Here is a 26,444-nt window from a genome sequence, read left to right on the forward strand (position 1 = left end):
CCCCGGCCCCCCCCCCCGCCGGCGGCCCCCCGGCCCACACCCCCCCGCCCCCCCGGACCGGGGGGGCGGGCCGGCCGCGGCGTCCCCCCCCCGGCCCCCCCCCCCCCCCCCCCCCCCCCCCCCCCCCCCCCCGGGGCGGCGCGCCGGGAGGGGCGCCTCAGGCGGTCAGCACCCCCGCAGACTGTGCGACGACGAGGCGATCGCCGTCCCAACCCACCGGCAACGGGTCGGTGATCCCCCCGACGAAGCCGCCGGTCGGACCGACGTTGCGGAACGCGAGCAGCTGCCACGCTCCGGAGCGGTCGCGGATCAGGCGACCGACGTACAGGTCGTCGTCGGTGATCGGCTGCGCGGCGGAGATGTCGAACGGACCGAGCACGCTGTCGGCCGGTACGGCCCACACGGCGCCGCGCGGGTGGCGGACGCGGACCGCCTCGGTCGCCTGCGCGGGCATGCACGAGAACAGCAGCACCGCGCGGCCGTCGACCTCCTCGACCTGGGTGACCTCGAGCTGACCGAAGCCCTCGTCCGAGGGTTCGCTGACGGGCGGGCGGAGCTCCCACCGCTCGAGGTCCGGCGACACCGCGTGCGCGACGACACCGCGGCCGTTGAGCGAGCCGTGCGTGGCGCGGGCGGTCACGTACATGTGCCAGCCGTCGCCGTTCGGGTCGGCGAAGACCCACGGGTCGCGGAACGCCTCGTCGTGCCACTGGGTGGAGTCGAGGCGCTCGTAGTGGATGCCGTCGGCCTCCAGTACCGGGTTGGCCGGGTTCTTGTGCCACGTGTAGAGGTCGTCACTGGTGGCGTAGCCGACGCGCTGCACGTTGCGGCCGTCGTCGCCCAGGCGCGAGCCGGTGTAGAAGAGGAACCAGGTGCCGTCCTGGCGGCGGACCGTCGAGCCGGTCCAGGTGGCCAGCGCGTCGAAGTCGTCGACCCCGCCGCGGACGAGGGCGTCGGCGACGCGCTCCCATGACACGAGATCGGTCGAGACGGCGTGCCCGATCGACGCGCGGTAGTGGCGGTCCTCCGGGTCGTGCAGGGCGCGCGAGGCGTAGAGGAAGAACAGGTGGAACTCGTCGCCGTCGTCGGCGAACCAGAAATCCCACACGTAGGAGTCGGCGAGGTCGAACACGTCAGGCACTCTCTTTCGGTGCAGCGCTGCGCTGCAGGTCTTGTCGGGTCGGGGGGTCCATGCCCTCGCGTCCGACCGTGATCGCTGCGGCGATCGCGGCGCGGTGGAGGAGGGGTGGCAGGGAGGCGTCGTCGAGGGCGCGGACGGCGGCGCGCATGTCCTCGACGTCGCCGGAAAGGTCCAGGATGCCGTCGAGCAGCGCTCCCATGAAGGTGTCGCCGGCGCCGACGGTGTCGACGACGCGGGTCGCGACGGCGGGGATCTCGACGTGCCCGTGCGCGGTCACGCCGAGGGAACCTTCTCCGCCGTCGGTGATGACGGCGAGTCCGGCGCCGCGGGCGACCCAGGCGCGCGCGACCTCGACGGCGGGGACGCCGGGGTAGAGCCACTCCGCGTCCTCCGCGCTGGCCTTCACGACGTCGCTCAGCGCGACGATCGCCTCGACGCGCGCGCGGGCGTCCTCCACGCCGGCGGTCAGCGCCGGGCGGATGTTCGGGTCGTAGCTCACGAGAGCGGTGGAACGGGCGCGCTGGGCGGCGGCGCGCACTTCGTCCGCCCCGGGAGCGAGCGTGGCCGCGACGGAGCCGGTGTGGAAGATCCGGGCGGCCGGGACCTCGACGGGCGTCGGCAGCACCCAGTCGATGTCGAAGTCGTAGGCGGCATCCCCGTTCCCGTCGATCACGGCGCGGGCGGTCGCCGTGCGGGCCGGTGCCCCCGCGGAGTGCAGGGAGACCCCGGATGCCGCCAGCCACTCCTCCAGGACGCGCCCGCGCTCGTCGGGGGCGACGCGGGCCACGAGAGCGGCGCGACGCCCGAGCCGGCCGAGGGCGACCGTGACGTTGGCAGGGCTCCCGCCGGGGCGCTCGGCCGCCCCGGCGGAAGTGGTGACGATGTCGATCAGCGCCTCGCCGAGGACCACGACATCGAGCTCGCTGCTCATCCCTTGACCCCGCTCGCGGCGATGCTGCTGACGAATGCGCGCTGGAAGACCAGGAACACGATCAGAACGGGGAGGGTGATGAGGGACGTGTAGGCCATGACCTCGCCCCAGGCGGTGTTGAGCTGGAAGAAGTACTGCATGCCGACCATGACGGGACGCAGCTCCTCCTTTTGGACGACCATCAGCGGCCAGAGGTACTGGTTCCACGCCGGCAGGAAGGTGAGGATCGCCACCGTCGCGAACGCCGGACCAGACAGGGGGACGATGATGCGGCGGTAGATGGTGAACCAGCTCGCCCCGTCGATGCGCGCCGCCTCGTCGAGGGAGGTGGGGATCGTCGAGAAGTACTGCGCGAACAGGAAGATCGAGAAGGCGTTCGCGATGAACGGCACGATCTGCACCTGGTAGGTGTTCAGCCAGCCGAAGTCGTACTTCAACAGGCCGCCCTCCATGACGAGGGTGGGCAGCTGGTTGACCCAGTAGACCATCGGGACCGCGATCGTCTCGAAGGGGACGATGAGCGTCGCGATGACGAGGGCGAGGACGACGACGCGTCCCTTCCACCGCAGGCGGGAGAGGGCGAAGCCGGCGAGCGAGTTCACGATCAGGCCGAGACCCACCGTCAGGACGGTGACGAGGATCGAGTTGAACAGGAACTGCCCCACCGGCACACGCTCGAAGACGCCGAAGTAGTTGTCCAGGCTGATGTCACCCGTCGGCAGGAACGCGGCGGGGGAGTCGATGTCCTGCAGGATCTGCGCGTCGGGCTTCAGGCTCGAGACGAACATGAAGACGAGCGGGAACAGGAAGAACACGGCCAGGACCGACATCGACACGTAGGTGAGGATGCGGCCCGTCCGGCCCTCGGCCGTGCGGGTGCGCGGACGGGCGGGCGCGGCCGAGCGCGGGGAGCGGTGCGGGCGCGTGGCGCGCGACGGGCGCTCGAGGATGCCGGTCATGTCAGTTCTTCTCTCGGGTGAGCCAGCGCTGGATGAGGGCGATGATCAGCACGGCGACGAAGAACAGGAGCGAGATGGCGGCGGCATAGCCGATCTCCTGCTGCTCGTAGCCCTTGCGCACCGCGTGGAACACGACCGTGGAGGTCGAGTTGAGCGGGCCGCCCTGCGTCATGACGTCGACCTGGACGAACAGCCCGAGGGCGGCGATGGTGATCGTCACCAGGACGAAGACCATGGTGGGGCGCAGGCCCGGCCAGGTGACGTTGGTGAACTGGCGCCAGCGGCTCGCCCCGTCCATCCGGGCGGCCTCGTAGAGCTCCTCGGGGATGGTCTGCAGCCCGGCGAGCCAGATGATCATGTGGAAGCCCACGGCCTGCCAGATCGACAGCACGATGATCGCGCCGAGGGCGGTGCTCGGATCGTTCAGCCAGTCCGCGCCCTGCAGGGCGCCGAGCGTGAGCGTGTCGATCATCGAGTTGATCAGGCCGTCGCTCTGGTACATGAAGCGCCAGAGGATCGACACGACGACGATCGAGGTCACGACGGGGACGAAGAACACCACGCGGAAGAAGGTCGTGCCGCGCAGGCGCTGGTTGACGAGGATCGCCAGGAAGAGGCCGAGGCCGGCCTGCACCGGGACGACCACCAGGGCGAACAGGAAGGTGTTGAGCGCCGACTGCAGGAAGACCGGGTCGGCGGTGAAGGCCCGGAGGAAGTTGTCGAGGCCGACGAACCGCGGTGGGTTCGGGGAGATGAGGCGGGCGTTCGTGAACGACAGCGTGAACGCCAGCAGCACCGGGACGATGAGGAAGAGCAGGAGGAGGACGGCGGCGGGCGCCATCATCGCCAGGCCCGCCCACGTCTCGCGGCCGCGCGCGGAGCGGAAGCGGCTCAGGGATCGACGCGGCTGCTCCGCCGCGGCGACCGGAGGTGACACGGTCATCAGGTTCTTCTTTCGCGGGGTGCGGTGGGGACCCGGGCGGGTCCCCACCGCTGACGCGGCGTCAGTTCGCGCCGTAGCCGTCGTTGGACTCGATGTTGGTGTCGATCTCGGTGACCGCGGCATCCAGGGCCGACTGCACGTCGGCGCCGTTCATGATGTCCTTGGCCGCGGTCTCGAACGTGGTCGAGATCACCGCGTACGCGGGGGTCTCGGGACGCAGCACCGCGTACTCCTTCGAGAACTCCGCGAACGGACGCAGCGCGCCGTCGGTGGAGTTGAAGTACTTCGACGCCTCGGTCGCGGCCTCGGTGGCCGGGATGACGAGCTGCTCGTCGGCGAACTGGGTGATGTACTCGTCGTTGAAGCTGAACTCGAGGTACTCGCGGGCGCCGTCCGCGTCGTTGCACGAGGACGAGATGCCCCACTGCCACGAGCCGCCGCCGATCTTGGGCCCGTTGCCGAGGTCCGGCGGCGGGAGGATCAGCAGGTCGTCGCCGGCGGCGTCCACCGCGGCGAGACCGTTCCAGACGCCCGTGTAGCTGAGGGCGACCGTGCCGTCGACGAACTCCTGGTTGCCCACCGTGCCGCCGCTGTTCGCGTACCCGTCGGTGAACAGCTTCTGGAACCACTCGCCGAACTTCACGGCATCCGGTCCGTTCAGGGCGCCGTCCGCGGACAGCATGGTGTCGCGGTCGATGAGGTCGCCGCCGAAGCTCTGCAGGAAGGGGGAGTAGGCGTAGGGCCACCACTCGCCCTTGTCCTCGGCGCCGATGTCGATCGGGGTCTCGTAGCCGGCGGCCTTCAGCGTGGCGAGGGCGGCGTCGAACTCCGCCTCGTCCCAGGGCTCCTCGATGGACGGGATGCGGATGCCGTTGGCATCCAGGACCGACTTGCGGGCGAAGATGCCGAGGGCGGCGTCCCAGTACCCGGCCGAGTAGATCTCGCCGTCGTAGGTGCCGACCGCGGTGGGGAGCAGCTTGTCGGTGATGTCGGTGGAGATGTTCAGCGGCTGCAGGTAGTCGGCCCACGCCCAGTTCGGCATGATCGGGCCGTCCAGGTCGAGCAGGCAGGGGAGGTCGCCGGAGGCGGCGGCCGCCACGATCGCGTCGTTGTACGCGCCCTGCGGGAACGACTCGGTCTTGACCATGTAGGTGTCCTGCGAGGCATTGAACTCGCTGATGATCTTCTCGTAGACGGCGAGCTCGGCGGGGTTGCCCGCGGAGTGCGTCCACATCGTCAGCACGGTCTTGCCGTCCTCGGTGGTGGCACCGCCCTGACCGGCCTGACCGCAGCCGGTCAGCACCAGCGCGGCAGCGACGCCCGTGGCGGCGAGCGGGATGAAGGACTTCTTCATCGTGTTCCTTTCGGTGTGCGGCGACATCGCTGTCGCCATCGTGAGGGGCCGCGTGGGCGGCGTCAGTCCGTGGTCCTGGAGTCCCGCGCGCTGCCGAGGAGCGCGGGAGGGCCGACGGAAGCCCGACGAACGATCGGGCAGTCCATGAGGTGGGGGGAGTCGGAGGCCTCGCGGAGGCCGAGGGCGACCTCCATGGCCCAGCGGCCCATGGCCGCGTGAGGGAGCGAGACGGTGGTGAGCGGCGGGTCCAGCTCCGCCGCGATGAGCTGCTGGTCGTCGTAACCGACCACCGACAGGTCCTCGGGGATCCGGATGCCGTGACGGTGCGCCCACATGACGACACCGGCCGCGATGCGGTCGTTGAAGGCGAAGACGCCGGTGGGGCGCTGGTCCTCGGGGAGGCTCATGAGCGCGACGATCGCCGCCTGGCCTCCGGCCGCGGAGGTCTGGGCGAACACGCGCAGCGCGGGGTCGGGGGTGATGCCGGCCTCGACGAGGACGTCGCGGTAGCCCTCGAGGCGCAGCTGCGCGGCGATCGGACGGTCGTCGTCGCCGTCGTCGATGTACGCGATGCGCCGGTGGCCGGCGTCGACGAGCTCCTGCGCGGCCGCGCGACCGCCGGCGTAGTCGTCGGGGACGACGGCCGGGTAGCCGCCGTTCTCGGGGCGGCAGTCCAGGAACACCGTTCCGGCGGGCAGGCCCGCGGGCGCGGGGATGACCCGGTGGTACATGGAGGCGTAGACCATGCCGTCGACGCGGTGGTTGACGAGCGTGGAGATGGCGTCCGACTCGATCTCGGGGTGCCCGTCGGTGTCGACCAGGATGACGAGGCGGCTGTTCTCGCGCGCGACCTCCTGGGCTCCGGCGAGCATGCGGCCGGCGAACGGGGTCGTGGCGATCCGGTCCGAGACGAGGCCGATCGTGCCGGTCACGCGGGTGCGGAGGCTGCGGGCGATCGGGTTGGGGGAGTAGCCGACCTCGTCGGCGACGCGGCGGACACGGTCCTTGGTCTCGCTCGAGATGCGGGACTCGGCGTCGTTCAGAACGAGGGAGACGGTTGCGGGGGACACTCCCGCTGCTCGCGCGACGTCCGCGATGCGTACTCGGGCCATCCGTCTCACCCCTCATTGGATAATCGATTTACCTTGCTGATAAACCGATTTATCAGCGACCGAAATCAGTGTGAGGTCTGCCGTCCCCCGCTGTCAAGTAACGGTCGCGCAACGGTGCCCCGTGGCATCCCTCGGCGCCGCCGAAGCGCCTCGCGCCGTCGACGGCCCGCGGCCCGACACCGCCCGGCCCGGGCGCGCGGCGGGGCGGCGCGGACCGAGCGGGCGGGCCGGCGGGAGGGGGATGCCGCTAGCGCGGGTCGCCGCCCAGGGGGCCGACCGCGGGGATGGGCCCGCCGTCGTCGGCACCGGTCCGGCGGGCGCGGGCGATCGCGTTGCCGAGGTGGTAGATGACGAGGGCCGCGACGGAGCCGAGCACGATCGCGCCCAGCTGGAAGTCGCCCCACTGCATCGAGAACCCGGCGATCGCGAGCACGAGGGCGACGGCGCCGGTGTACTGGTTGACCGGGCGCGAGAAGTCGACGCGGTTGTCCACCCAGATCTTGATGCCGATGATCCCGATGAGGCCGTACAGCGCGGTGGTCACGCCGCCGAGCACCCCCGGCGGGATGGTGTTGAACACGGCGCCGACCTTCGGCGACAGGCTCAGCAGGATCGCGGTCAGGCCGGCGATCCAGTAGACCGCCGTCGAGTACACGCGGGTCGCGGCCATCACGCCGATGTTCTCGCCGTACGTCGTGGTGCCCGATCCGCCGAACGCGCCCGCGAGGGTGGTGGCCGCGCCGTCCGCGATGAGCGCGCGTCCGGTGGAGCGGTTCACCGTGGCATCCGTCATCGCCGCGACGCCGCGGACGTGACCGACGTTCTCGGCGACGAGCACGAGCACCACCGGGAGGAACATGGCGATGACCGACCAGGTGCGGGGAGAGGCGAAGTCCGGCACCTCGAAGGTCGGCAGCCCGAGCCACGGGGCCGCGCCGACGGCGGCGAAGTCGATGAGCTGCTCGCCGGTGGTGAGCTGCAGCAGCACGGTCGCGGCGTAGCCGATGATGACGCCGAGGAAGATCGAGATGCGCCCGAGGAAGCCGCGGAACAGCACGCTGAACAGGATGACGGCGACGAGGGTGATCGTGCCGGGCAGCGGCTGCTGCTGGAAGCTCTGCCACGCCACCGGTGCGAGGTTGAAGCCGATGAGCGCGACGATCGCCCCCGCGACGACGGGCGGCATCACGCGGTCGACCCACTGCAGGCCGACGAACTGCACGAGCACGCCGATGGCCGCGAGCAGCACGCCCACGGCGACGATGCCGGCGAGCGCCGAGCCCATGCCGGCGGTCGCGGTGGCCGCGGTGACCGGGGCGATGAACGCGAACGACGATCCGAGGTAGCTGGGGAGGCGGTTCCGCGTCACCAGCAGGAAGAGCAGGGTGCCCACGCCCGAGAACAGCAGCGTCGTCGAGACCGGGAAGCCGGTGAGGACCGGCACGAGGAACGTCGCGCCGAACATGGCGATGACGTGCTGCAGACCGATGGCGACGGTGGCGCCCCAGTTCAGCCGTTCGGACGGGCCGACGACGGCCCCGGGCTCGACGGTCCGGCCGTCGCCGTGCAGCTTCCACGAGAACATGGGGCTCCTTTTCGAGGGATGGATGCCGCCGAGATCACGTGATCCCGGCGAGAGCACACGCTCCGTCGCTCCCGACCGTGTGCTCTCGGCGAGATCGCGTGATCTCGACGGCGAGGGAGGGGCGGGGCGGCCGCGGGGCGGGCGGGGCGGGTCAGGTCAGGAGGTCGAGCAGGCGGGCGTACCGCTCGCGGGTCCGCTCCACGACGTCGTCCGGCAGCGCGGGCGGCGTCCCCTGCTTGTCCCAGTGGGCGGCGAGCCAGTCGCGGACGATCTGCTTGTCGAAGCTCGCCATGCGCTCGGCCGGGGTGGTCCCGGACCGCCAGGCCGCGGCATCCCAGTATCGGGACGAGTCGGAGGTCAGCACCTCGTCGGCCAGGGTGAGGACGCCGTCGGCGTCGAAGCCGAACTCGAACTTGGTGTCGGCGAGGATGAGGCCGCGCTCTTCCGCCGTGGCCGCGGCCCGGCGGTAGATCTCGAGCGACAGGTCGCGCAGCGCGGTCGCGGTCTCCGCGCCGACGAGCTCGACGGAGCGCTCGAACGTGATGTTCTCGTCGTGCTCGCCCATCGGGGCCTTGAACGCCGGGGTGTACAGCGGCTCGGGCAGGCGGTCGCCGTCGTTCAGGCCGTCGGGCAGCGGGATGCCGCAGACCGTGCCGTGCGTCTGGTACTCCGCCCAGCCGGAGCCGGTCAGGTAGCCGCGGACGACGCACTCGATCGGCTGCATATCGAGCGAGCGGACGAGCATCGCGCGCCCCCGCACCTCCGCGGGGACCTCGACGCCGTCGACGAGATGGTTCGGGACGGGGCGTCCGCCGTCGGCTCCGGCGAGGCGGTCGAACCACCACATGCTCAGCCGGGTGAGGAGCTCGCCCTTCCCGGGGATGCCCGGGGCGAGGACGTGATCGAACGCGCTGACGCGGTCGCTGGCGACGACGAGGAGGTGCGCCGGGTCCGCGCCCTCCGCCGTGTCGGCCGGGACGAACAGGTCGCGCACCTTGCCGGAGTAGACGTGGCGCCATCCGGGGAGCTCGAGCGGGGGAGCGGGGGTCACCCAGACATTATGGCGTCCCGCCGGGGGTGTGCACGGATCCCGGATGCCGCCCGGGCGGCCGGATTGTGTCACATCGCGGTTCCGCGCGCCTGTCCCTGGGAGCCCGCCCGCCCCCTCGTTAGCGTGGAGGCATGAGCGAGAACTCGTCGCCCGCTGCCACGGCCATCGACCCGCACGCGGGCAGTCGGCACAAGACCATCCGGGGATGGGTGTTCTGGCCCGCCGCGGGGATCGCGCTGGCCTTCATCGCCTTCGCCATGATCTTCCCCGCCGCCGCCGAGGCGACGTTCAGCGCCGTGCAGACGACGATCGTGTCGACCTTCACCTGGTACTACGTCCTGATCGCCGCGTTCTTCGTCGTGTTCGCCCTCGTCATGGGCTTCAGCCGGTTCGGCTCGATCAAGCTCGGGCAGGACGACGACGAGCCGGAGTTCTCCACGATGTCGTGGTTCTCGCTGCTGTTCGCCGCGGGGATGGGCATCGGTCTCGTGTTCTACGGGGTGAGTGAACCGCTGAGCCACTTCCTCGAACCACGGCCGGGCGTCGAGGGGACGCCGGCGCAGGTGGCGCAGCAGGCGATGTCGCAGACGTTCCTGCACTGGGGAGTGCACGCCTGGTCCATCTACGTCGTCATCGGCCTCGCCCTGGCCTACGCGTTCCACCGCCGTCGCCGCCCGCGCACCATCCGTTGGGCGCTCGAGCCGATCCTCGGCGCCCGCCTCGTGCAGGGCGCATGGGGAAATGCCGTCGACGTGGCCGCCCTCGTCGGCACGCTCTTCGGCGTCGCGACGTCGCTCGGTCTCGGCGTCATCCAGATCAGCGCCGGCCTCGAGTTCCTGAACGTCGTCTCGCCGTCGGTGATCAGCCAGGCCGTCATCGTCGGCATCATCACCGGCTTCGTCCTGTTCTCGGTCCTCTCCGGCGTCGGCCGCGGGATGAAGTGGCTCTCCAACATCAACCTCGTCCTCGCGGGCGTGCTGATGCTGTACCTGCTCTTCACCGGGCCGACCGAGTTCCTGCTGCGCGACGTCGTGCAGTCCATCGGCAACTACATCCAGAACTTCATCGGGCTCTCCTTCACCACGAGCGCCTACTCCGGCGAGGACGGCGTCGCGTGGCAGGGGGCGTGGACGGCGTTCTACTGGGGCTGGTGGATCTCGTGGGCGCCCTTCGTCGGCATCTTCATCGCGCGCATCTCGCGCGGTCGCACCGTGCGCGAGTTCGTGACCGGCGTCATCCTGGTGCCCACCCTCGTCGGCATCCTGTGGTTCACCGTCCTCGGCGGCACCGCGATCTACGGCGAGCTGACCGGCACGGTCTCGCTCGTCGGCGCGGACGGCTCCGTCATCGTCTCGACGGCGCTCTTCCAGATGCTCGAGGGCGTTCCCGGCACCGTGCCCCTGTCGATCGGCTTCGTCATCCTCATCGGCATCTTCTTCGTCACCTCCGCCGACTCGGGCGCCCTCGTGATGGGGATGATCGCCACCGGCGGCGAGGAGGAGCCGAAGCGCTGGGTGCGCGTCTTCTTCACGCTCGCCACGTCGCTCATCGCCTTCGCGCTCCTGCTGGCGGGCGGACTGACCGCCCTGCAGACCGCGGCGATCAGCATCGCCCTGCCGTTCAGCCTCGTGCTGCTCGCGATCTGCTGGGCGACCGTGACGGCCTTCCGCCGGGAGCTGCGCGCGTACGACCGCGCCGAGCGCGCCCAGCTGCGCGACGCGATCGGCGCGCACTACGGCCTCGAGGTCGAGGAGCCCAACGAGCGCGGAATCTTCGGCATCCCCGCGCGCTGGCGGCGCCGGCGGGAGGCGGCGGCGACTCCGGACGCGGCAGGGGAGCGGACGGATGCCACCCCGGTGGCATCCACGCCCTCCGACTGACCCCTCTCCCCGGATCAGGCGTGTGCGGCCGGGCCCGTGGACTCGTGCGCGTGGGTGTATAGTCCATGTGGACTAGTCGACATGGACCATGAGGGGGATGGATGCCGGACGCCTCTCGTCTCACCCCGCTCGCGGTCATGATCCTCGCGACCCTGCGCGAGGGCGACATGCACACCTACGAGCTCATGCGCCTCCTGCGTGAACGCCGGGACGACCGGCTCGTCCCGCTGCAGAAGGGGACGATCTACCACACCGTCGCGCGCCTCGAACGGGACGGCCTGCTCGAGGAGGCCGGTGTGGACCGCGAGGGCAACCGCCCGGAGCGCACCACCTACCGTGTCCTCCCCGCCGGCCACCGGGCGGTCGAGGAGTGGGTGCGCGTCGAGCTGCCGCAGATCGAGCGGCCCAGCGAGTTCCGCGTCGCCCTGTCGGAGGCGCACAATCTCGAGCGCGACGAGGTCGTCGCCCTGCTCGACCAGCGCCGCGCGCTGCTCGTCGCCTCCGTCGACGAGCACCGTTCCGGTCTCGAGGGAGCCGCCGGACGCGGCGTCCCCGAACAGTTCCTCGTCGAGCTGCAGCGGCAGTCCGCCCTCCTCGACGCGGAGGTGGCGTGGCAGGACTCCCTGCGCGCCCGTCTCGCCGATCGGTCCCTCCCGTGGGGCCTTGCCGAGATCCCCGACCACATCCGTCAGAAGCATCGCGTCTCGAAGGAGACCACCCCATGACCGACTCTCGCGCCGCCTCGGCGGCATCCCCCTCCACCGGGTCCTTCCGGACCCCCGCGCGCAGCCCGTGGCCGGCCCTCTGGGCCCTCGTCATCGGGTTCTTCATGATCCTGGTCGACACCACGATCGTGTCCGTGGCCAACCCGGCCATCAAGGCGGCCCTCGACCCGGACACCGGCAACCTCGACAACGTCGTGTGGGTCACGAGCGCCTACCTGCTCACCTACGCGGTGCCGCTGCTCATCACCGGTCGTCTCGGCGACCGCTTCGGGCCGAAGAACATCTACCTCATCGGCCTGGCGCTGTTCACCCTCGCCTCCCTCGCCTGCGGCCTGTCGACGTCGCTGGAGATGCTCATCGTCGCCCGCGCCGTCCAGGGCCTCGGCGCCGCGCTCGTGACGCCCCAGACGATGGCCGTCATCACCCGCACGTTCCCGCCGCAGCGCCGAGGCGCCGCGATGGGCCTGTGGGGCGCGACCGCCGGCGTCGCGGTGCTCGTGGGTCCGCTCGCGGGCGGCCTGCTCGTCGACGGCCTCGGGTGGGAGTGGATCTTCTTCATCAACATCCCCGTCGGCATCATCGGCTTCATCGCCGCGCTCGTCCTCGTGCCCCAGCTGCCGCGCACGTCGCACCAGTTCGACATCCTCGGCGTCGTCCTCAGCGCCCTGGGCCTGTTCCTCATCGTGTTCGGGCTGCAGGAGGGCGAGCACTACTCCTGGGCGGCGTGGATCTGGGTCATGGTCGTCGCCGGCATCGCGGTCATGGCGGTGTTCATCTGGACGCAGGCCCGCAGCAAGGGTGAGCCGCTCGTCCCGCTCGCGCTGTTCCGCGACCGCAACTTCTCGGTCGCGAACCTCGCGATCGCCACGGTCGGCTTCACGGTCACGAGCATGGCCCTGCCGCAGATGTTCTACCTGCAGCTGGCCCGCGGGCTCACCCCCACGCAGTCCGCGCTGCTGCTGATCCCGCTCGCGATCCTCTCGGGCGCGCTCGCCCCGTTCGCGGGCAAGCTCCTCGACCGGACGGACCCGCGGTTCCTCCTCATCCCCGGCCTTCTCCTGGTCGGCGGGTCCCTCGGGCTCTACATCGCGCTGATCCTGAACGACGCGCCCATCTGGGCCTTCCTCATCCCGTCCGCGCTCATGGGCGTCGGCAACGCGGGCATGTGGGGACCGCTCGCGACCACCGCGACGCGCAATCTGCCCCCGCGGCAGGCCGGTGCCGGCGCGGGCATCTACAACACCACCCGGACCGTCGGCTCCGTCATCGGCTCGGCATCCATCGCCGCCTTCATGCAGTCCCGCCTCGAGGCGAACCTGCCCGGTGCCGGCGACGCCACGGAGAGCTTCGGCTCGGGCTCGCTGCCCCCGCAGATCGTCGAGGGCTTCTCGACCGCGATGGGCCAGGCGCTGGTCCTGCCGGCCGTGGTGATCGCCGTCGGCCTGCTTGCGGTGCTGTTCATGCGACGTCCGTCGATGATCCGCCCCCACGGCGCGCCCCGGGAGGCCGTCCCGGCCGCTCCCGTCACCGCGGGGGAGTAGCGACCAGAGCGAAGGGAGGGGGTGTGGCATCCCCTCCCTTCGTCGTCCGGGGGAGGGGATGCCGCGGGGGGAGGACGCTCGGTCCGGGTTCGGTCCTCCGCTGCCGGCATCTCCTCCGCCCGCCGACGCGGGGCGTGGGGGAGGGGATGCCGCGGAGGGAGGACGCCCGGTCCAGGTTCTGTCCTCCGCTGTCGACATCTCCTCCGCCCGCCGTCGCGGGGCGTGGGGGAGGGGATGCCGTGGGGGGAGGACGCCCGGTCGGGGTTGGGTCCTCCGCTGCCGACATCTCCTCCGCCCGCGGTCACCGGTGCGTGTGGGGAGGGGAAGGGATGCCGCGGGGGAAGGACGCCCGGTGCGGGTTCAATCCTCCGCTGTCGACATCTCCTCCGTCCGCCGTCGCGGCGCGTGGGGGAGGGGATGTCGCGGAGGGAGGACGCTCGGTCCGGGTTCGGTCCTCCGCCGCCGACATCTCCTCCGCCCGCCGTCACCGGCGCGTGTGGGGAGGGGAGGGGATGCCGCGGAGGGAGGACGCTCGGTCCGGGTTCGGTCCTCCGCCGCCGACATCTCCTCCGCCCGCCGTCGCGGCGCCCGCCGACGCGGCGCCCGCCGACGCGGTGCCCGCCGACGGCGCCGCCCGCCGCGGCGGTCCGGGGTCAGTCCTCGACGACGCGTGCGGCGATATCGGTGCGGTACTGGCCGCCCTCGAGGCCGATGCGCTCGATCCCCTCGTAGGCCGCCGTGCGCGCCTCGCGGAACGTGGTGCCGAGGGCGACGACGTTCAGCACGCGACCGCCGGTGGCGAGCAGGTCGTTCTCGCGACGGGCCGTCGCGGCGTGGGCGACGTGCACGCCGTCGACCTCTTCGGCCTCGTCGACGCCGGTGAGAACGCGGCCGGTCAGCGGCGCCTCCGGATAGCCCTCGCTCGCCAGGACCACCGTCACGGCGGTCGCCTCGGCGAACGCCGGTCGCGGGTGGGTGTCGAGGGTCCCGGATGCCGCCGCGAGGAGCAGCTCCGACAGCGGGTCGATCAGACGCGGCAGGACGACCTGGGTCTCCGGGTCGCCGAAGCGGGCGTTGAACTCGATGACCTTCACCCCCTGCTCGGTGAGGATGAGCCCGGCGTACAGGAGGCCGATGAAGGGGGTGCCCTCGGCATCCATCTGCCTGATGACCGGCTCGGCCACCTCGCGGGTGACCTGGTCGACGAACTCCTGCTCGCCGCCGAAGCGCTCCGTCAGCCACGGCAGTGGGGAGTACGCGCCCATGCCGCCCGTGTTCGGGCCCTCGTCGCCGTCGCGCAGGCGCTTGAAGTCCTGGGCCGGGCTGAGAGGGAGGACGCGGTCGCCGTCGCTGAGGAAGAAGAGCGAGACCTCCGGTCCGGAGAGGAACTCCTCGATGAGGACCCCGCCGCTGGGCAGGTACGTCTCCGCGTGGGCGAGGGCCGAGGCGCGGTCGGAGGTGACGATGACGCCCTTGCCGGCGGCCAGTCCGTCGGCCTTCACCACGTGCGGCGCGCCGAGCTCGTCGAGGGCCGCCTCGACTCCCACGAGATCGTGGGCGCGCATCGCCCGGCCGGTGGGGACGCCGGCGGCATCCATGATCCGCTTCGCGTACGTCTTGGAGCCCTCGAGCTGGGCGGCGGCCTTACCGGGCCCGAACACCGGGATGCCGCGCTCGCGGACGGCGTCGGCGACACCGGCGACGAGCGGCGCCTCTGGGCCGATGACGACGAGGTCGATCGCCTGGTCCTTCGCGAACGCGGTGACCGCGGCGGGGTCGTTCGCGTCGAGGTCGACGAGGTGTGCGTCGCGGGCGATGCCGGCATTGCCGGGGGCCGCGTAGATCGCGTGCGAGGCCTCCTCGGAGCGCAGGGCGAGGATGATGGCGTGCTCGCGCGCGCCCGAACCGAGGACCAGGATTCTCACGCGGCCAGCCTATCGACCGGCGCAGTCCTTCCCGGCTCAGCGGGATGCCGCTGCCGCCACGCGGGTACCGTGGATGCCATGCCTCCTCGCCGCATCGAGACGGGTGACGGCCGCGCAGCGCTCGCCGCCGTCGCCGCCGGAGACGCCCCCCGCGCCGCCACCGCGACCGCCGTGCGCTACCTCCTGCAGCTCCTCGTCGAGAAGGCCCCCGGCAACTCCGTCGAGATGCGGGTGCCGCCGTTCGGAGCGGTCCAGGTGATCGAGGGGCCGCGGCACACCCGCGGGACCCCGCCGAACGTCGTCGAGACCGACGCCGCGACCTGGATCGCCGTCGCCACGGGGCAGGAGAACTGGATGGATGCCGCCGCCTCCGGCCGCATCACCGCCTCCGGCGTCCGCGCCGACCTGAGCCATCTCCTGCCGCTGCGTCCCTGACCCGCCCGCGCCGTCGGGCCGCTCGGCTGCTCGGTCGCTCCGCTCGGTCGGCCGCGCCGAGATCACACGTTCCGTACGCCCGGAGCGTGTGCTCTCGGCGAGAACGCGTGATCTCGCGCGCCCCCTCCGCCGCGCGTGAGACAACCTCACGGGCGAGAGAACCGCGACCCGCGGGAGCGGCGGCGGTGGGACAATGGGTCCATGGCTGAGCAGCCCACCCCCGAACGCAAGCCGTACGTCCACGAGGAGATCGTGACGCTGCGCATGCGCCGTGCACCGAAGTACGGCGTGTTCCTCGCGGCGGGCGCCTTCGTCGGCATCCTCGTCGCGCTCATCCTGACCTTCGCCATCGACGGAGCGAACATCAGCCCGTACACGGACGTCGTCTACACGGAGCTGCAGGTGTTCGGCTTCACGGCGCTCATCTCCGTGGTCGTCTTCATGGTGCTCGGTGCGATCGCCGCCCTGATCTTCGACCGGGCGTCGAGCCGGCGGACCCGGGACGTCCCGGTCGACCACGAGCGCTACCGCTACTGAGGCGGCTCAGGCCAGCTCGGCGATGATCGGATGGATCGCCGAGTCGAAGGCGGCGACGTCCGCGCGGAGGCCGTCCGTGACCGCGACGGTCAGCGATCCGATCCACCACACGCCGCGCTGAGCCAGCGGCAGCACCTGCACGTTCAGCTCGAACGAGTGGGCGCGTCGCCCGACCCGGCGTTCGTGCTCGGCGATCGCGCTGGCGTACGCGCGATACGACACGCCCGGACGGGCGGACGCCTCCCGCGTGTACCGCGAGTTCGCGAGACGGGCGAAGTCGACGGCGTCGGCGGCGTGCGGCGCGATCGCCTCCCGCAGGGTCGCGGAACCGGCGGAGGGAAGAGCGACGAGCGTCTCGAAGCCGTCGATCAGCTCCAGCGGCACCGGCGACGGGTGGGCCTGCGGCTCGACCGTCATCGCCCAGTACTCGCGCCACTCCCGCTCGAGCCGCGCCTGCGCGTCCTCGGAGCGCGAGGGGTGCGCGTTGATCGGCACACGGCGCAACATCGGGAGCTCGTCGGGTGACCGGATGCCGATGACCTGACGGAGGTAGAGCGCGAGCAGCACCGGTTGTGCCGCATCCTCGCGGATCACCCACTCCGGCTGCCCGCCCTGCATGCGGCCCATCATAGGAGCGCCACCGGGTGCGGGCTCGACCCTTGCGGCATCCCTTCCCGAGTCGGTCCGCCACCGCAGCCCGACTCCGGAGGGGATGTCGGGAGGGGAGGATGCCGCGGGACCAACCCGTCCTCCCATCGCTGCATCTCCTCCCTAAGCCGCTCCCGCCGCCTCGGCGTACTGCCCCGGCTGCGGCGGGAGGGGATGTCGGGAGGGGAGGATGCCACGGGCCGATCCCGTCCTCCGGTCGCTGCATCTCCTCCTCAAGCCGCCGCCGCCTCGGCGTACTGCCCCGACTGCGGCGGGAGGAGATGTCGAGAGGGGAGGATGCCACGGCCCCATGCCGTCCTCCCATCGCTGCATCTCCTCCCCTCTCCGCCGCCGTGCGTCCGTCGCCGAGCGGGAGGGGTTGTCGGGAGGGGAGGATGCGCGGGACCAACCCGTCCTCCCATCGCTGCACCTCCTCCCTAAGCCGCTCCCGCCGCCTCGGCGTACTGCCCCGACTGCGGCGGGAGGGGATGTCGGGCGGGGAGGATGCCACGGGCCGATCCCGTCCTCCGGTCGCTGCATGTCCTCCCCCCGCCGCCCCGCACCTCTCCTCCCCACGCGCCGTTTGGCCCCTCTCGTCCCCTGATTGACACATTGAGGCCGCGGCGAGACCCCGATCTGCACCAGCGTGGAGCAATGCCCTCGCCACTCGAAAGCCGTGTCGCGTCGCTCTCCGAGTTCGTCCGCTCTGCCGGCGGGATCGTGCTCGCGAAAGACGCTCGTCGAGCGGGCTTCTCCGAGCGGACCGTCGCCGCGTCGGTCGCGACGAGCGTCGTGACGCGGGTTCGCCGGCGATGGCTCGCGCATCCGAACGTCGACCCTGCGCTGGTGGGCGCGGCACGGGCGGGAGTCGTCCTGACCTGTGTCACCGCGGCGGAACGTCTCGGACTCTGGGTGCTCGAGCCGGGCGGCATCCATGTCGCCGCTCCTGCGCATGCCGGTCGCATCGACCCGCCCGCGACGGCGCGCGTGCACCGCGCCGCACCCATCGTTCCGCGACCGCCGGGAGAGCTCGTCGACCCCATCGAGAACGTTCTGGCGCTGACCGCCGCGTGCCTGCCCTTCGAGCAGGCGCTCGCGGTGTGGGAGTCCGCTCTCAACAAGCGGTTGGTCACCGTGTACGCACTCGACCGGTTGCCGTTCCGCGGTCCGGCGCGCGAACTCATCGCCGTGGCGGACCCTCTCTCCGATTCCGGGCTGGAGACCTTCGTGCCCGTGCGCCTGCGCTGGCTCGGCGAGCGGATCGTGCCGCAGGCCGTCATCCTCGGGCGTCGCGTCGACTTCCTGATCGGCCAGCGGTTGGTCCTGCAGATCGACGGAGGGCATCACGTCGACGCCCAGCGCGAAGCCGACATCCGCCACGACGCCCAGCTCGTTCTGAACGGCTTCCATGTGATCCGGGTCGGCTACCACCAGGTCGTCCACGACTGGCCCTCGGTCCAGCACGACATCACCCGCGCCATCGCCCAGGGACTCCACCGCCAGCGCTGAATCCCCGCGTCTCCCTCGCGTCCCTTTCGTCCCTCTCCTTCTTGGGCGTCGCGGAGGGAGGGGATGTCGGGTGGGGAGGATGTCACCGGCCCAAGCCCTCCTCCCGTCGCTGCATCCCCTCCTCTCCCCGCCGGCGCGCGTCCTCCCCCGCGTCGCCGGCGGGAGGGGTTGTCGGGAGGGGAGGATGCCACCGGCCGAAGCCGTCCTCCCGTCGGTGCATCCCCTCCCTTCCTCCGCCGGCGCGCGTCGGACCGCGACGGCGCGCGTCCGCCCCGGCCGTCGCCGGCGGAGGGGTTGCCGGGAGGGGAGGATGCCGCGGGCCGATGTCTTCCTCCGGTCGCTGCATCTCCTCCCCTGGCCGCAGCGGTCGTGCGTCCGACTCCGGAGGAGTTGTCGGGAGGGGAGGATGCCGTGGGCCGATGTCGTCCTCCCGTCGCTGCATCTCCTCCCCAGCCCCACCCCCTCCCCACCCCCACCCCCACCCCCACCCCGGCGGAACTCATCCGCCGCCGCGGGTAGTCTGTTCGCGTGGCCTCTGCTCCCCACGAAAACCCCTATTCCGCTGCCGGCGTCGACACTGCCGCTGGAGATCTCGCCGTCGAACTGATGAAGTCCGCGGTGCGCCGGACGCACGGCCCCGAGGTGCTCGGAGGCGTCGGCGGCTTCGCCGGCCTGTTCGACGCGTCGGCGCTGCGCGACTACGCGCGACCGCTGCTGGCGACGAGCACCGACGGCGTCGGCACCAAGGTCGCGATCGCGCAGGCGATCGACAAGCACGACACGATCGGCGAGGACCTCGTCGGCATGGTCGTCGACGACATCGTCGTGGTGGGCGCGCGACCGCTCTTCATGACGGACTACATCGCCTGCGGCAAGGTCGTCCCGCAGCGCATCGCCGACATCGTCGCGGGCATCGCCCGGGGCTGCGCCGCAACGGGCACCGCGCTCGTCGGCGGCGAGACCGCCGAGCACCCCGGCCTTCTCGGCATCGACGACTACGACGTGGCGGGCGCCGCGACCGGTGTCGTCGAGGCGGACCGCATCCTCGGCGCCGAGCGGGTGAAGAGCGGCGACGTCGTCCTCGCGCTCGCGTCGAGCGGCCTCCACTCCAACGGATACTCGCTCGTGCGCCACATCATCACGCGTGCGGGCATCGCCTACGGCTCGGCGTCGGCCGAGCTCGGCGGCACGTGGGGGGAGGCGCTCCTCGAGCCCACGCGGCTCTACACCTCGCCCCTTCTGCGCCTCATCGACGACGGATCCGTGGGCGGCGGCATCCATGCCCTCAGCCACGTCACCGGCGGAGGCATCGCCGCGAACCTCGCGCGCGTGCTCCCGCAGGGCACGTGGGTCGACGTCGACCGGTCGACGTGGAGCCCGTCCCCGGTCTTTCGGGTGCTGGCCGACATCGGCGGTCTCGACCTCACCGCGACCGAGGGCACCTGGAACCTGGGCATCGGATTCCTGGCCGTCGTCTCCCCGGAGAGCGCGGATGCCGCCATCGCGGCGCTCGAGGCCGACGGCATCAGCACCTGGCAGGTCGGGGTCGTCCGCGACGACGCACGCCCCGAGGGCGAGTACGAGCAGGGCGCGAAGGGCGTCGACGGCGGCGCTGTGCGCTTGATCGGGACCTACGCGGATGCCGGTGCACCGGCGAACGGAGCGGAATAACACCCCATGTGCGGCATCGTCGGCATGGCCGGGCAGGGCCCGGTCAACCAGGAGATCTACGACGCGCTCCTCCTCCTCCAGCACCGGGGGCAGGACTCCACCGGAATCGCGACCGCCGAGTCCAGCGGCGTCTTCCACATCCACAAGGCGCGCGGCCAGGTGCGCGAGGCGTTCCGCACCCGCGACATGCGCGCACTGCTGGGCAGCATCGGCCTCGGTCACGTGCGGTACGCCACGAAGGGCACCGCGTCGAACGAGGAGGAGGCGCAGCCCTTCTACGTCAACGCGCCCTACGGCATCGTCCTCGTGCACAACGGCAACCTGACGAACACGCGCGAGCTGACGACGGAGCTCTTCCACAAGGACCGCCGTCACCTGAACACCAGCAGCGACACCGAGCTGCTCGTGAACATCCTCGGCTCCGAGCTTCAGTCCGAGATCACCGGTCCCGACCTCGACCCGGCGCAGGTCTTCCGCGCCGTCGGTCGCGTGCACGAGCGCGTCGAGGGGTCCTACGCGTCGATCGCCCTGATCGCCGGGTACGGCCTCCTCGCGTTCCGAGACCCCTTCGGCATCCGTCCGCTCATCCTCGGCAAGCGACCCGCGACCGAGGTGCCGGGCGGCGAGCCGCGGGACGAGTGGATCGTGGCATCCGAGTCCCTCGTCCTCGAGAACGCCGGCTTCGAGGTCGTCCGCGACGTCGAGCCCGGCGAGGCGGTCTTCATCTCCCTCGACGGCACCCTCCACGCGGAGCAGTGCGCGCCGAGCACCACCCTCGCGCCGTGCTCGTTCGAGTACGTCTACCTCGCCCGTCCCGACTCGGTGATGAACGGCGTCTCGGTGTACGAGACCCGCCTGCGGATGGGGGAGCGCCTGGCCGACACGGTCGCCAAGTACACCCCGGTCGGCGCGATCGACGTCGTCATGCCCATCCCGGACTCCGCTCGCCCGGCGGCGATGCAGGTGGCGCGCAAGCTCGGGATCGAGTACCGCGAGGGCTTCTACAAGAACCGCTACGTCGGCCGGACGTTCATCATGCCCGGGCAGGCCGTACGCAAGAAGAGCGTGCGTCAGAAGCTCAACGCCATGTCGACGGAGTTCCAGGGCAAGAACGTCCTCCTCGTCGACGACTCGATCGTCCGCGGGACCACCAGCCGCGAGATCATCCAGATGGCTCGGGATGCCGGTGCGAAGAGCGTCACCTTCGCCTCGGCCGCGCCGCCGGTGCGTTTCCCGCACGTCTACGGCATCAACATGCCGTCGCGTCACGAGCTCGTCGCCCACGACCGCACGATCCCCGAGATCGCCGCGGAGCTCGGGTGCGACTACCTCGTCTACCAGGAGGTCGACGACCTGAAGGCGGCGATCATGGAGGGGTCCGACCTCGTCGACCTCGACATGAGCTGCTTCGACGGGCGTTACGTGACGGGCACCGTGTCGGAGGAGTACCTGGCCTGGGTCGAGGGCAGCCAGGAGTCTTGACCCGCCGCAGCGCGGGTCTGGTCGCGCTCGCCGCGGCATCCATCGTCCTGCTGGGGCTGACGCTCCGGATCGCCGTCGCCTCGCTGTCGCCGCTGGTCGACGTCATCCGTCAGGACTTCGACCTGCCCGCGGCGATGATCGGACTGATCGGGATGGCGCCGCCCGTCGCGTTCGCGGTCGCGGGGGTCTTCACCCCGGCGATCGAACGCCGGCTCGGCCTCGAACGGCTCGTGACCATTGCGGCCGTCGTGGCGGCGGTCATGCTGACGGTGCGCGCGTCCGCCGGCGACGCGGTCTCGCTGCTCGCCGCGACGGCGGGCGTCTTCGCCGCGGTCGGGGTCGCGAACGTGCTCATCCCGGCGGTCGTGAAGAAGTACTTCCCCGACCGCATCGGACTGATGACGACCGTCTACTCGACGACGATGGCGGTCGCCACCTTCCTGCCCCCACTGGTCGCGGTGCCGCTCGCGTCCGCGATCGGCTGGCGCGGGTCCTTCGGCGTCTGGGCGGGAGTCGCGATCGCCTCAGTGCTGCCGTGGATCGCCTTGGCTGCCCGTGCTCGCGCGTCGCGCGCCGACCGCATCGAGGAGGCGCGGACGTCGGTGCTGTCCCGTGTGGTCCGCGTCCCGCAGACGTGGGCGCTGGTGCTGAGCTTCGGTGTGAACGCGTCGGTGGCGTACACGGCGTTCGCCTGGCTGCCCTCGATCCTCGTCGACATCGCCGGAATGGATGCCACGGCCGCGGGCGGTCTGCTCGCGCTCTTCTCGTTCATGGGGTTGCCGGTGTCGCTCGTCGTGCCGGTCCTGGTGGCGCGCGCGCGTCGGATCTGGCCGTTCTACGCGGTGGCCGTCGTCGGCGGACTGGCCGGGGTCGCCGGTCTGCTCGTGGCACCCGGGACGGCGACCGCCCTGTGGGTGGTGCTCCTCGGCATCCCGCCCCTGCTCTTCCCGCTGCTGCTCGTGCTGTTCGGGTTGCGCACCCGGTCGCATGAGACGGCGGTGGCCCTCAGCGGGATCGTGCAGAGCGTGGGCTACGGCCTCGCCGCCCTGCTGCCGCTCGCCCTCGGCGTCACGCACGAGCTGACGGGCGGCTGGACGGTCGGTCTGATCGTGCTCGGCGGAGTGATCGCCGTGGCCGTCCCGGCCGGGGTCGTCGCGTCCCGCTCCGAGACCATCGAGGCCGCGTGGGAGCGACGGAACGGCCGACAGTGGTGAGCGAGACCCCGTGTATCAGCGCGCGCGGAGGCGAGCGTGCACAGGAAAACGCCGCCGGGGTGCTTCGAGGAAGCATCCGGGCGGCGTTGCACGGCGGGGGAGGAGGAGGTCAGGCCTTCTCGTCCTCGTACTCGTCTGAGTAGTCGTCGGCCCACTTGTCGACGTATGCGTCTTCACCCGACGCGGGTGCACCCAGTTCGCGCTCGAGAGCCGAGTAGTTCACCGAATAGGTGTCGTACTTCAGCTCACGGGCGATCTTGGTGTTCTTCGCCTTCTGACGGCCACGCCCCATGCGAGACCCCCTCACGATCGACGTCGAGGGCCGACTGCGGGCCCTGCGTATTGCGGTTCCGGAACGAGCCGGTAAGAGTAGCATCCAGGATATCACGGTGCCCCCGGGCGAAGACTGCCGGCCGAGGTCGAAGGAGTCCTGATGAGCGAAGAGGCGGGAAGCCGGGCGGTGATCGCGGCCGTCGTGCCGGGACAGTCCCCCCGACTGGTCCAGGAGGCGGCGCGCTACGCCGTCCTGTCGCGGGTGCCCTTGCTGGTGGTGCACGTCGACACCACTCGCTTCGTGTCGTTCGAGGACCCGGACGGCTATGTGCACTCGGCGACGGTCGACGTCGCCGGGGCGGCCGCACGCGCCGCCCTCGCCGACGTCGAAGCGGCATCGGCGCGGGCGCTGTCCGACTCCGACGCCACGTGGAGCGTGCGGCAGCTCATCGGCGACCCGGCTTTGGCCATCATCGACCTCGCCGAGAAGGTCGACGCGTCGCTCCTCGTCGTCGGCACCCGCAAGCGGGGGCTCGGCGAGTCGATCCGCGAGTTCCTGACCGGCTCCGTCGCGGCCCGCCTCACCCATCGGCAGCACCGTCCCGTGCTCGTGGTGCCGCTGGGCGAGACGGTGCCGCCGGACGAGGAGCTCGTCTGGGAGTGACGCTCAGCGTCGGGTCGCCTCCGCGACCGGACGCTCAGCGCCGGGTCGCCTCGGCGACCGCGTCGGACGCCCGCGCGAGCGCCGTCTCGATGGCGTCGACGGCGGCCTCGGTGAGCTCGCCGCCGCGGGCGACGTGCGATCGCAGCTCGGAGCGGGTCCGCCCCCGGAACTCGTTGATCGCCGCATCCGCCCGGTGCAGCTGCTCGCGGCTGCGGCCGCGGGCATCGTCCACAGGGGTCGAGGCCTGCTCGCGTTCCTCCCGGGAGGCGGCGGCGAGGTCCGCCCGCAGGCTGCGCATGGCGTCCTTGACGCTGCCGCGCACCTCCTGGGCGATCAGCCGCACACTGTCGGCGAGCCCGGCCTGGATGCCTTCGAGATCGCCCTCGCGGGAGCGCACCTCCTCGCGTCCGGCGTCGGTGATCGCGTAGACGGTCTTGCGGCCATCGACGGTCTTGGTGACGAGACCCTCTTCCTCGAGCTTGGCGAGCCGGGGATAGATCGTGCCCGCGGACGGGGAGTACGTGCCGCCGGTGCGGTCGGTGAGCGCCTGCATGAGGTCGTACCCGTGGCGGGGCGCCTCGTCGAGCAGGTTGAGGATGTACAGGCGGAGATCGCCGTGCGAGAAGACGGGGCTCATCACCACTCCTCCTCTCCGGCGAGCTCGTCGGGACGCAGGCCCGACACCCCGCGGCGCAGCACCGTGATGTCCGCCGAGACGGTGTTGGCGCGGACGTCGACGAAGCTGCCGGCCAGGGTCCCGGTCGAGCCGGTGAAGTTGGTCGGCCCGGAGCCGGACCGGACGTTCCCGTCGATCTGCACGCGTCCGCTCACGGAGCGGGCGACGTAGGTGGCGGGGAGCTCCCGGTCGAGACGGATCGTCGCGGTGCCGCTGACCGAGTTGAGGCTGATGGACTGGACGGGCCCGGTCGAGTCGACGAGCATCGCGCCCGAGACGGTGTCGATGGAGGCCTTGGTGACAGCGCCCGTGGCGGTCACGTCTCCCGAGACGCTGTTTGCACTGAGGGCGCCCTCGAGCTCGCGCACGTGCACGTCGCCGGAGACCGCGTTCAGGCCGACATCCCCGACCAGCCCGTCGACGATGATGTCGCCGGAGACGGTGTTGAGCTTCGCGTCGGACCGCAGTCCCGCGACGAGGGCGCTCGCGCTGACCACGCCGAGCGTGAGGACCACGCTGCGGGGCACGGCGATGCTGATCTCGGCCTTGGGTCCGCCGGAGCCGAAGTTTCGGAACACCTCGAGGAAGTTGTCCCACCGCAGCTGCGGGTGGTCGATCTCGAGCTTGTCGCCGGTCATCTCGATGCGCAGATCCTTGACCGTCACGTTGTGCACCTCGATGCGCGCGCCCGGGTCGTCGTGCGCGACGATGTCGACCTGTCCTCCGACGAGGCCGATCTTCATCTCGCGCACCGTCTCGAGGTCGATGACCCGCGTCTCGCCCGGTCGGACGATCCACTTCTCCAGACTCATGCCTTCATCTCCTTTCGCGATATATCGCGTTGTCGTCGAGTATCGCGATATATCGTGTCTCCGTCAAGAGGTGGCGAGGAAGAGGGAACGCGGAAGGCGCAGCGCCCCCGCTGGAGCGCCGCGCCTTCCGAGGATGTGTCAGTCGACGCGGCGGCGTCGGACGACCACGGTCGTCGCGACCCCCGCGAGGAGGGCGGCGGCGCCTCCCGTCGCGACCCACGGGTTCACGTCCACGCCGGTCGCGGCCAGAGCCGGACGAGCGGCGGGGGAGGCGGTGGACGCCGGGGCGACGGCGACCGCGGGGGTCGACGTCGGGACGGGGGTCGACGTCGGGACGGGGGGCGCGGCCGCGGCGGGGGTCGCGGCCGCGGGCGTCGATGCCGGCGCCGCGGTCGAGTCCGGAGCGGGCTCCATCGTCGGCGTGGTGTCGACGGGCGCCGGCGCCGGCTCCTCAGCGGGCGCGGCGGTGGCGGAACAGCGGGACTTGTCCAGGGTGATCCGACCGAACTGCCCGGAGTTGTCGTCGGTCGTGTAGTACCAGTCCACGACGCCGCCGCTGAGAGGCTGCGTTCCGCCGCCCTCGACGGGGTACGACCAGCCGGCGTCGGTGCAGATGAAGGTGTATCGGGCGCCCTCGGGAAGCGCGCCCTCGTTGAAGAGCGCCTCGTCGAGCGCGCTTGCCAGTCCGGCCAGTCCGCCTCCGTCGCCGCCGCTGAGGGACACGTCGACGGTGCCGTCGTCGAAATACTCCTCCGTCAGTTGAGGGGGCGTCGTCTCCGCGTGCGCGGCGATCGGGGCCGCGACGAGACCGCAGGTCAGAAGAGTGACAGCCGCGCCGCGCAGAGCGGCGAGGCGACGGACGCGAGGAGAGCGCGTGGCGAGCATGAGAGTCCTTTCGGCGAGGGAGGCGAGTCTTTTACAGGTCGCACCGACCTCACGCTAAGGAAGCACTCAGCTTGGCGGGTGGCCTTTCACCCGTCGACGACCCTGATTTCGCCCGTGTCGGGGATATCTCGGCGAGTCTGGGTCGTCGCGCCGTGTCAACCCGGATGAGCGGCCCGGGCGACGGTCCTACGGTCGAGGCATCCATCGAGAGGAGACGACGATGCCCGACCGGAGAGGCTCGAACAGCCTGAAGGACCCCGACCTGTACGAGAAGCTGCGCGAGCAGGGCGACTCGAAGGAGAAGGCCGCGCGCATCTCGAACGCCGCCGCCGCACAGGGGCGGGACAAGGTCGGCGAACGCGGCGGGCACGCCGAGGACTACGAGGACCGCACCGTCGACGAGCTGAAGAAGCGCGCCAAGGAGCTCGGCATCACGGGGTACTCGGACAAGAAGAAGGCGGAGCTGATCGACATGCTCCGCAACCACTGAC

25 protein-coding genes are annotated in these 26,444 nt (G+C 71.4%); 11 read left to right on the forward strand and 14 right to left on the reverse strand.

Annotated elements, in window-relative coordinates; genetic code table 11:
- Positions 1–157: 157 nt before the first annotated feature.
- From MRBLMI1_RS09705 to MRBLMI1_RS09740, 8 genes are all read right to left on the reverse strand, one after another.
- Positions 158–1,132, reverse strand: coding sequence for a glycoside hydrolase family 68 protein (locus MRBLMI1_RS09705; protein ID WP_367731394.1), 975 nt, complete (start codon positions 1,130–1,132; stop codon positions 158–160).
- 1 nt (position 1,133) lies between these two features.
- On the reverse strand, positions 1,134–2,072 hold the full coding sequence (locus tag MRBLMI1_RS09710) for a carbohydrate kinase family protein (RefSeq protein WP_367731396.1): 939 nt from the start codon (positions 2,070–2,072) through the stop codon (positions 1,134–1,136).
- Entirely contained in the window at positions 2,069–3,031 is a 963-nt protein-coding gene (locus MRBLMI1_RS09715) for a carbohydrate ABC transporter permease (RefSeq protein WP_367731398.1), read from the reverse strand. The genes MRBLMI1_RS09710 and MRBLMI1_RS09715 overlap by 4 nt, the downstream gene beginning before the upstream one ends.
- A 1-nt stretch (position 3,032) precedes the next feature.
- Entirely contained in the window at positions 3,033–3,974 is a 942-nt protein-coding gene (locus tag MRBLMI1_RS09720) for a carbohydrate ABC transporter permease (RefSeq protein WP_367731402.1), read from the reverse strand.
- 61 nt (positions 3,975–4,035) lie between these two features.
- Entirely contained in the window at positions 4,036–5,328 is a 1,293-nt protein-coding gene (locus tag MRBLMI1_RS09725; protein WP_367731405.1) for a sugar ABC transporter substrate-binding protein, read from the reverse strand.
- 62 nt (positions 5,329–5,390) lie between these two features.
- A complete protein-coding gene (locus MRBLMI1_RS09730; RefSeq protein WP_367731407.1) occupies positions 5,391–6,440 on the reverse strand; it encodes a LacI family DNA-binding transcriptional regulator in 1,050 nt (349 codons plus the stop codon).
- A gap of 247 nt (positions 6,441–6,687) precedes the next feature.
- Positions 6,688–8,025 (reverse strand): uracil-xanthine permease family protein, encoded by a 1,338-nt coding sequence (locus tag MRBLMI1_RS09735; RefSeq protein ID WP_367731409.1) that lies wholly within the window; start codon positions 8,023–8,025, stop codon positions 6,688–6,690.
- Positions 8,026–8,176: 151 nt separating this feature from the next.
- A complete protein-coding gene (locus MRBLMI1_RS09740) occupies positions 8,177–9,076 on the reverse strand; it encodes a phosphoribosylaminoimidazolesuccinocarboxamide synthase (protein WP_367731411.1) in 900 nt (299 codons plus the stop codon).
- A gap of 131 nt (positions 9,077–9,207) precedes the next feature.
- Between MRBLMI1_RS09740 and MRBLMI1_RS09745 the strand changes: the two genes are divergently transcribed.
- The 3 genes from MRBLMI1_RS09745 to MRBLMI1_RS09755 all read left to right on the forward strand — a co-directional run bounded on the left by MRBLMI1_RS09745 (position 9,208) and on the right by MRBLMI1_RS09755 (position 13,222).
- The gene (locus tag MRBLMI1_RS09745) at positions 9,208–10,956 is read left to right on the forward strand and encodes a BCCT family transporter (protein WP_367731414.1); all 1,749 of its coding nucleotides are present in this window, start codon (positions 9,208–9,210) and stop codon (positions 10,954–10,956) included.
- 101 nt (positions 10,957–11,057) lie between these two features.
- Positions 11,058–11,681: a PadR family transcriptional regulator gene (locus tag MRBLMI1_RS09750; RefSeq protein ID WP_367731416.1), complete on the forward strand. Its 624-nt coding sequence runs from the start codon at positions 11,058–11,060 to the stop codon at positions 11,679–11,681.
- Positions 11,678–13,222: a DHA2 family efflux MFS transporter permease subunit gene (locus MRBLMI1_RS09755; RefSeq protein ID WP_367731459.1), complete on the forward strand. Its 1,545-nt coding sequence runs from the start codon at positions 11,678–11,680 to the stop codon at positions 13,220–13,222. Before MRBLMI1_RS09750 ends, MRBLMI1_RS09755 begins: the two co-directional genes overlap by 4 nt.
- Positions 13,223–13,875: 653 nt before the next feature.
- On the opposite strand, the gene purD is transcribed toward MRBLMI1_RS09755, so the two are convergent.
- Positions 13,876–15,147 carry a phosphoribosylamine--glycine ligase gene (gene purD / locus MRBLMI1_RS09760; RefSeq protein WP_367731471.1) on the reverse strand — a complete coding sequence of 424 codons (1,272 nt, stop codon included), beginning with the start codon at positions 15,145–15,147 and terminating at the stop codon, positions 13,876–13,878.
- Between the two features lie 78 nt (positions 15,148–15,225).
- On the opposite strand from purD, the gene MRBLMI1_RS09765 reads away from it, so the two are divergent.
- Positions 15,226–15,582, forward strand: a complete 357-nt coding sequence (locus MRBLMI1_RS09765) for a sterol carrier family protein (protein ID WP_367731475.1) — start codon at positions 15,226–15,228, stop codon at positions 15,580–15,582.
- A 201-nt stretch (positions 15,583–15,783) separates the two neighbouring features.
- Positions 15,784–16,119 (forward strand): potassium transporter Trk, encoded by a 336-nt coding sequence (locus MRBLMI1_RS09770; protein WP_367731478.1) that lies wholly within the window; start codon positions 15,784–15,786, stop codon positions 16,117–16,119.
- Between the two features lie 6 nt (positions 16,120–16,125).
- Here MRBLMI1_RS09770 and MRBLMI1_RS09775 read toward each other — a convergent pair whose 3' ends face one another.
- Positions 16,126–16,737 (reverse strand): zinc-binding alcohol dehydrogenase, encoded by a 612-nt coding sequence (locus MRBLMI1_RS09775; RefSeq protein WP_367731480.1) that lies wholly within the window; start codon positions 16,735–16,737, stop codon positions 16,126–16,128.
- A 684-nt stretch (positions 16,738–17,421) separates the two neighbouring features.
- Here MRBLMI1_RS09775 and MRBLMI1_RS09780 point away from each other — a divergent pair.
- The 4 genes from MRBLMI1_RS09780 to MRBLMI1_RS09795 all read left to right on the forward strand — a co-directional run bounded on the left by MRBLMI1_RS09780 (position 17,422) and on the right by MRBLMI1_RS09795 (position 22,643).
- Positions 17,422–18,276 (forward strand): endonuclease domain-containing protein, encoded by an 855-nt coding sequence (locus MRBLMI1_RS09780; RefSeq protein ID WP_367731482.1) that lies wholly within the window; start codon positions 17,422–17,424, stop codon positions 18,274–18,276.
- Between the two features lie 528 nt (positions 18,277–18,804).
- Positions 18,805–19,947 carry a phosphoribosylformylglycinamidine cyclo-ligase gene (gene purM / locus MRBLMI1_RS09785; protein WP_367731484.1) on the forward strand — a complete coding sequence of 381 codons (1,143 nt, stop codon included), beginning with the start codon at positions 18,805–18,807 and terminating at the stop codon, positions 19,945–19,947.
- A 6-nt stretch (positions 19,948–19,953) separates the two neighbouring features.
- The gene (gene purF, locus MRBLMI1_RS09790) at positions 19,954–21,429 is read left to right on the forward strand and encodes an amidophosphoribosyltransferase (RefSeq protein WP_367731486.1); all 1,476 of its coding nucleotides are present in this window, start codon (positions 19,954–19,956) and stop codon (positions 21,427–21,429) included.
- Complete coding sequence (locus tag MRBLMI1_RS09795; protein ID WP_367731562.1) at positions 21,426–22,643, forward strand: CynX/NimT family MFS transporter; 1,218 nt, start codon at positions 21,426–21,428, stop codon at positions 22,641–22,643. Before purF ends, MRBLMI1_RS09795 begins: the two co-directional genes overlap by 4 nt.
- 109 nt (positions 22,644–22,752) lie before the next feature.
- On the opposite strand, the gene MRBLMI1_RS09800 is transcribed toward MRBLMI1_RS09795, so the two are convergent.
- A complete protein-coding gene (locus tag MRBLMI1_RS09800) occupies positions 22,753–22,935 on the reverse strand; it encodes a DUF3073 domain-containing protein (protein WP_367731564.1) in 183 nt (60 codons plus the stop codon).
- A gap of 141 nt (positions 22,936–23,076) precedes the next feature.
- On the opposite strand from MRBLMI1_RS09800, the gene MRBLMI1_RS09805 reads away from it, so the two are divergent.
- Positions 23,077–23,580: a universal stress protein gene (locus MRBLMI1_RS09805; protein WP_367731566.1), complete on the forward strand. Its 504-nt coding sequence runs from the start codon at positions 23,077–23,079 to the stop codon at positions 23,578–23,580.
- Positions 23,581–23,614: 34 nt separating this feature from the next.
- On the opposite strand, the gene MRBLMI1_RS09810 is transcribed toward MRBLMI1_RS09805, so the two are convergent.
- The 3 genes from MRBLMI1_RS09810 to MRBLMI1_RS09820 all read right to left on the reverse strand — a co-directional run bounded on the left by MRBLMI1_RS09810 (position 23,615) and on the right by MRBLMI1_RS09820 (position 25,953).
- Positions 23,615–24,217: a PadR family transcriptional regulator gene (locus MRBLMI1_RS09810; RefSeq protein ID WP_367731568.1), complete on the reverse strand. Its 603-nt coding sequence runs from the start codon at positions 24,215–24,217 to the stop codon at positions 23,615–23,617.
- A complete protein-coding gene (locus MRBLMI1_RS09815; protein ID WP_367731570.1) occupies positions 24,217–25,068 on the reverse strand; it encodes a DUF4097 family beta strand repeat-containing protein in 852 nt (283 codons plus the stop codon). The genes MRBLMI1_RS09810 and MRBLMI1_RS09815 overlap by 1 nt, the downstream gene beginning before the upstream one ends.
- A gap of 138 nt (positions 25,069–25,206) precedes the next feature.
- Positions 25,207–25,953: an LPXTG cell wall anchor domain-containing protein gene (locus tag MRBLMI1_RS09820; RefSeq protein WP_367731602.1), complete on the reverse strand. Its 747-nt coding sequence runs from the start codon at positions 25,951–25,953 to the stop codon at positions 25,207–25,209.
- A 220-nt stretch (positions 25,954–26,173) separates the two neighbouring features.
- On the opposite strand from MRBLMI1_RS09820, the gene MRBLMI1_RS09825 reads away from it, so the two are divergent.
- Positions 26,174–26,443, forward strand: a complete 270-nt coding sequence (locus MRBLMI1_RS09825; RefSeq protein WP_367731604.1) for a DUF7218 family protein — start codon at positions 26,174–26,176, stop codon at positions 26,441–26,443.
- Position 26,444: the final 1 nt, after the last annotated feature.

It is taken from the genome of Microbacterium sp. LMI1-1-1.1 (genome assembly GCF_040815675.1).
Taxonomy (GTDB): domain Bacteria; phylum Actinomycetota; class Actinomycetes; order Actinomycetales; family Microbacteriaceae; genus Microbacterium.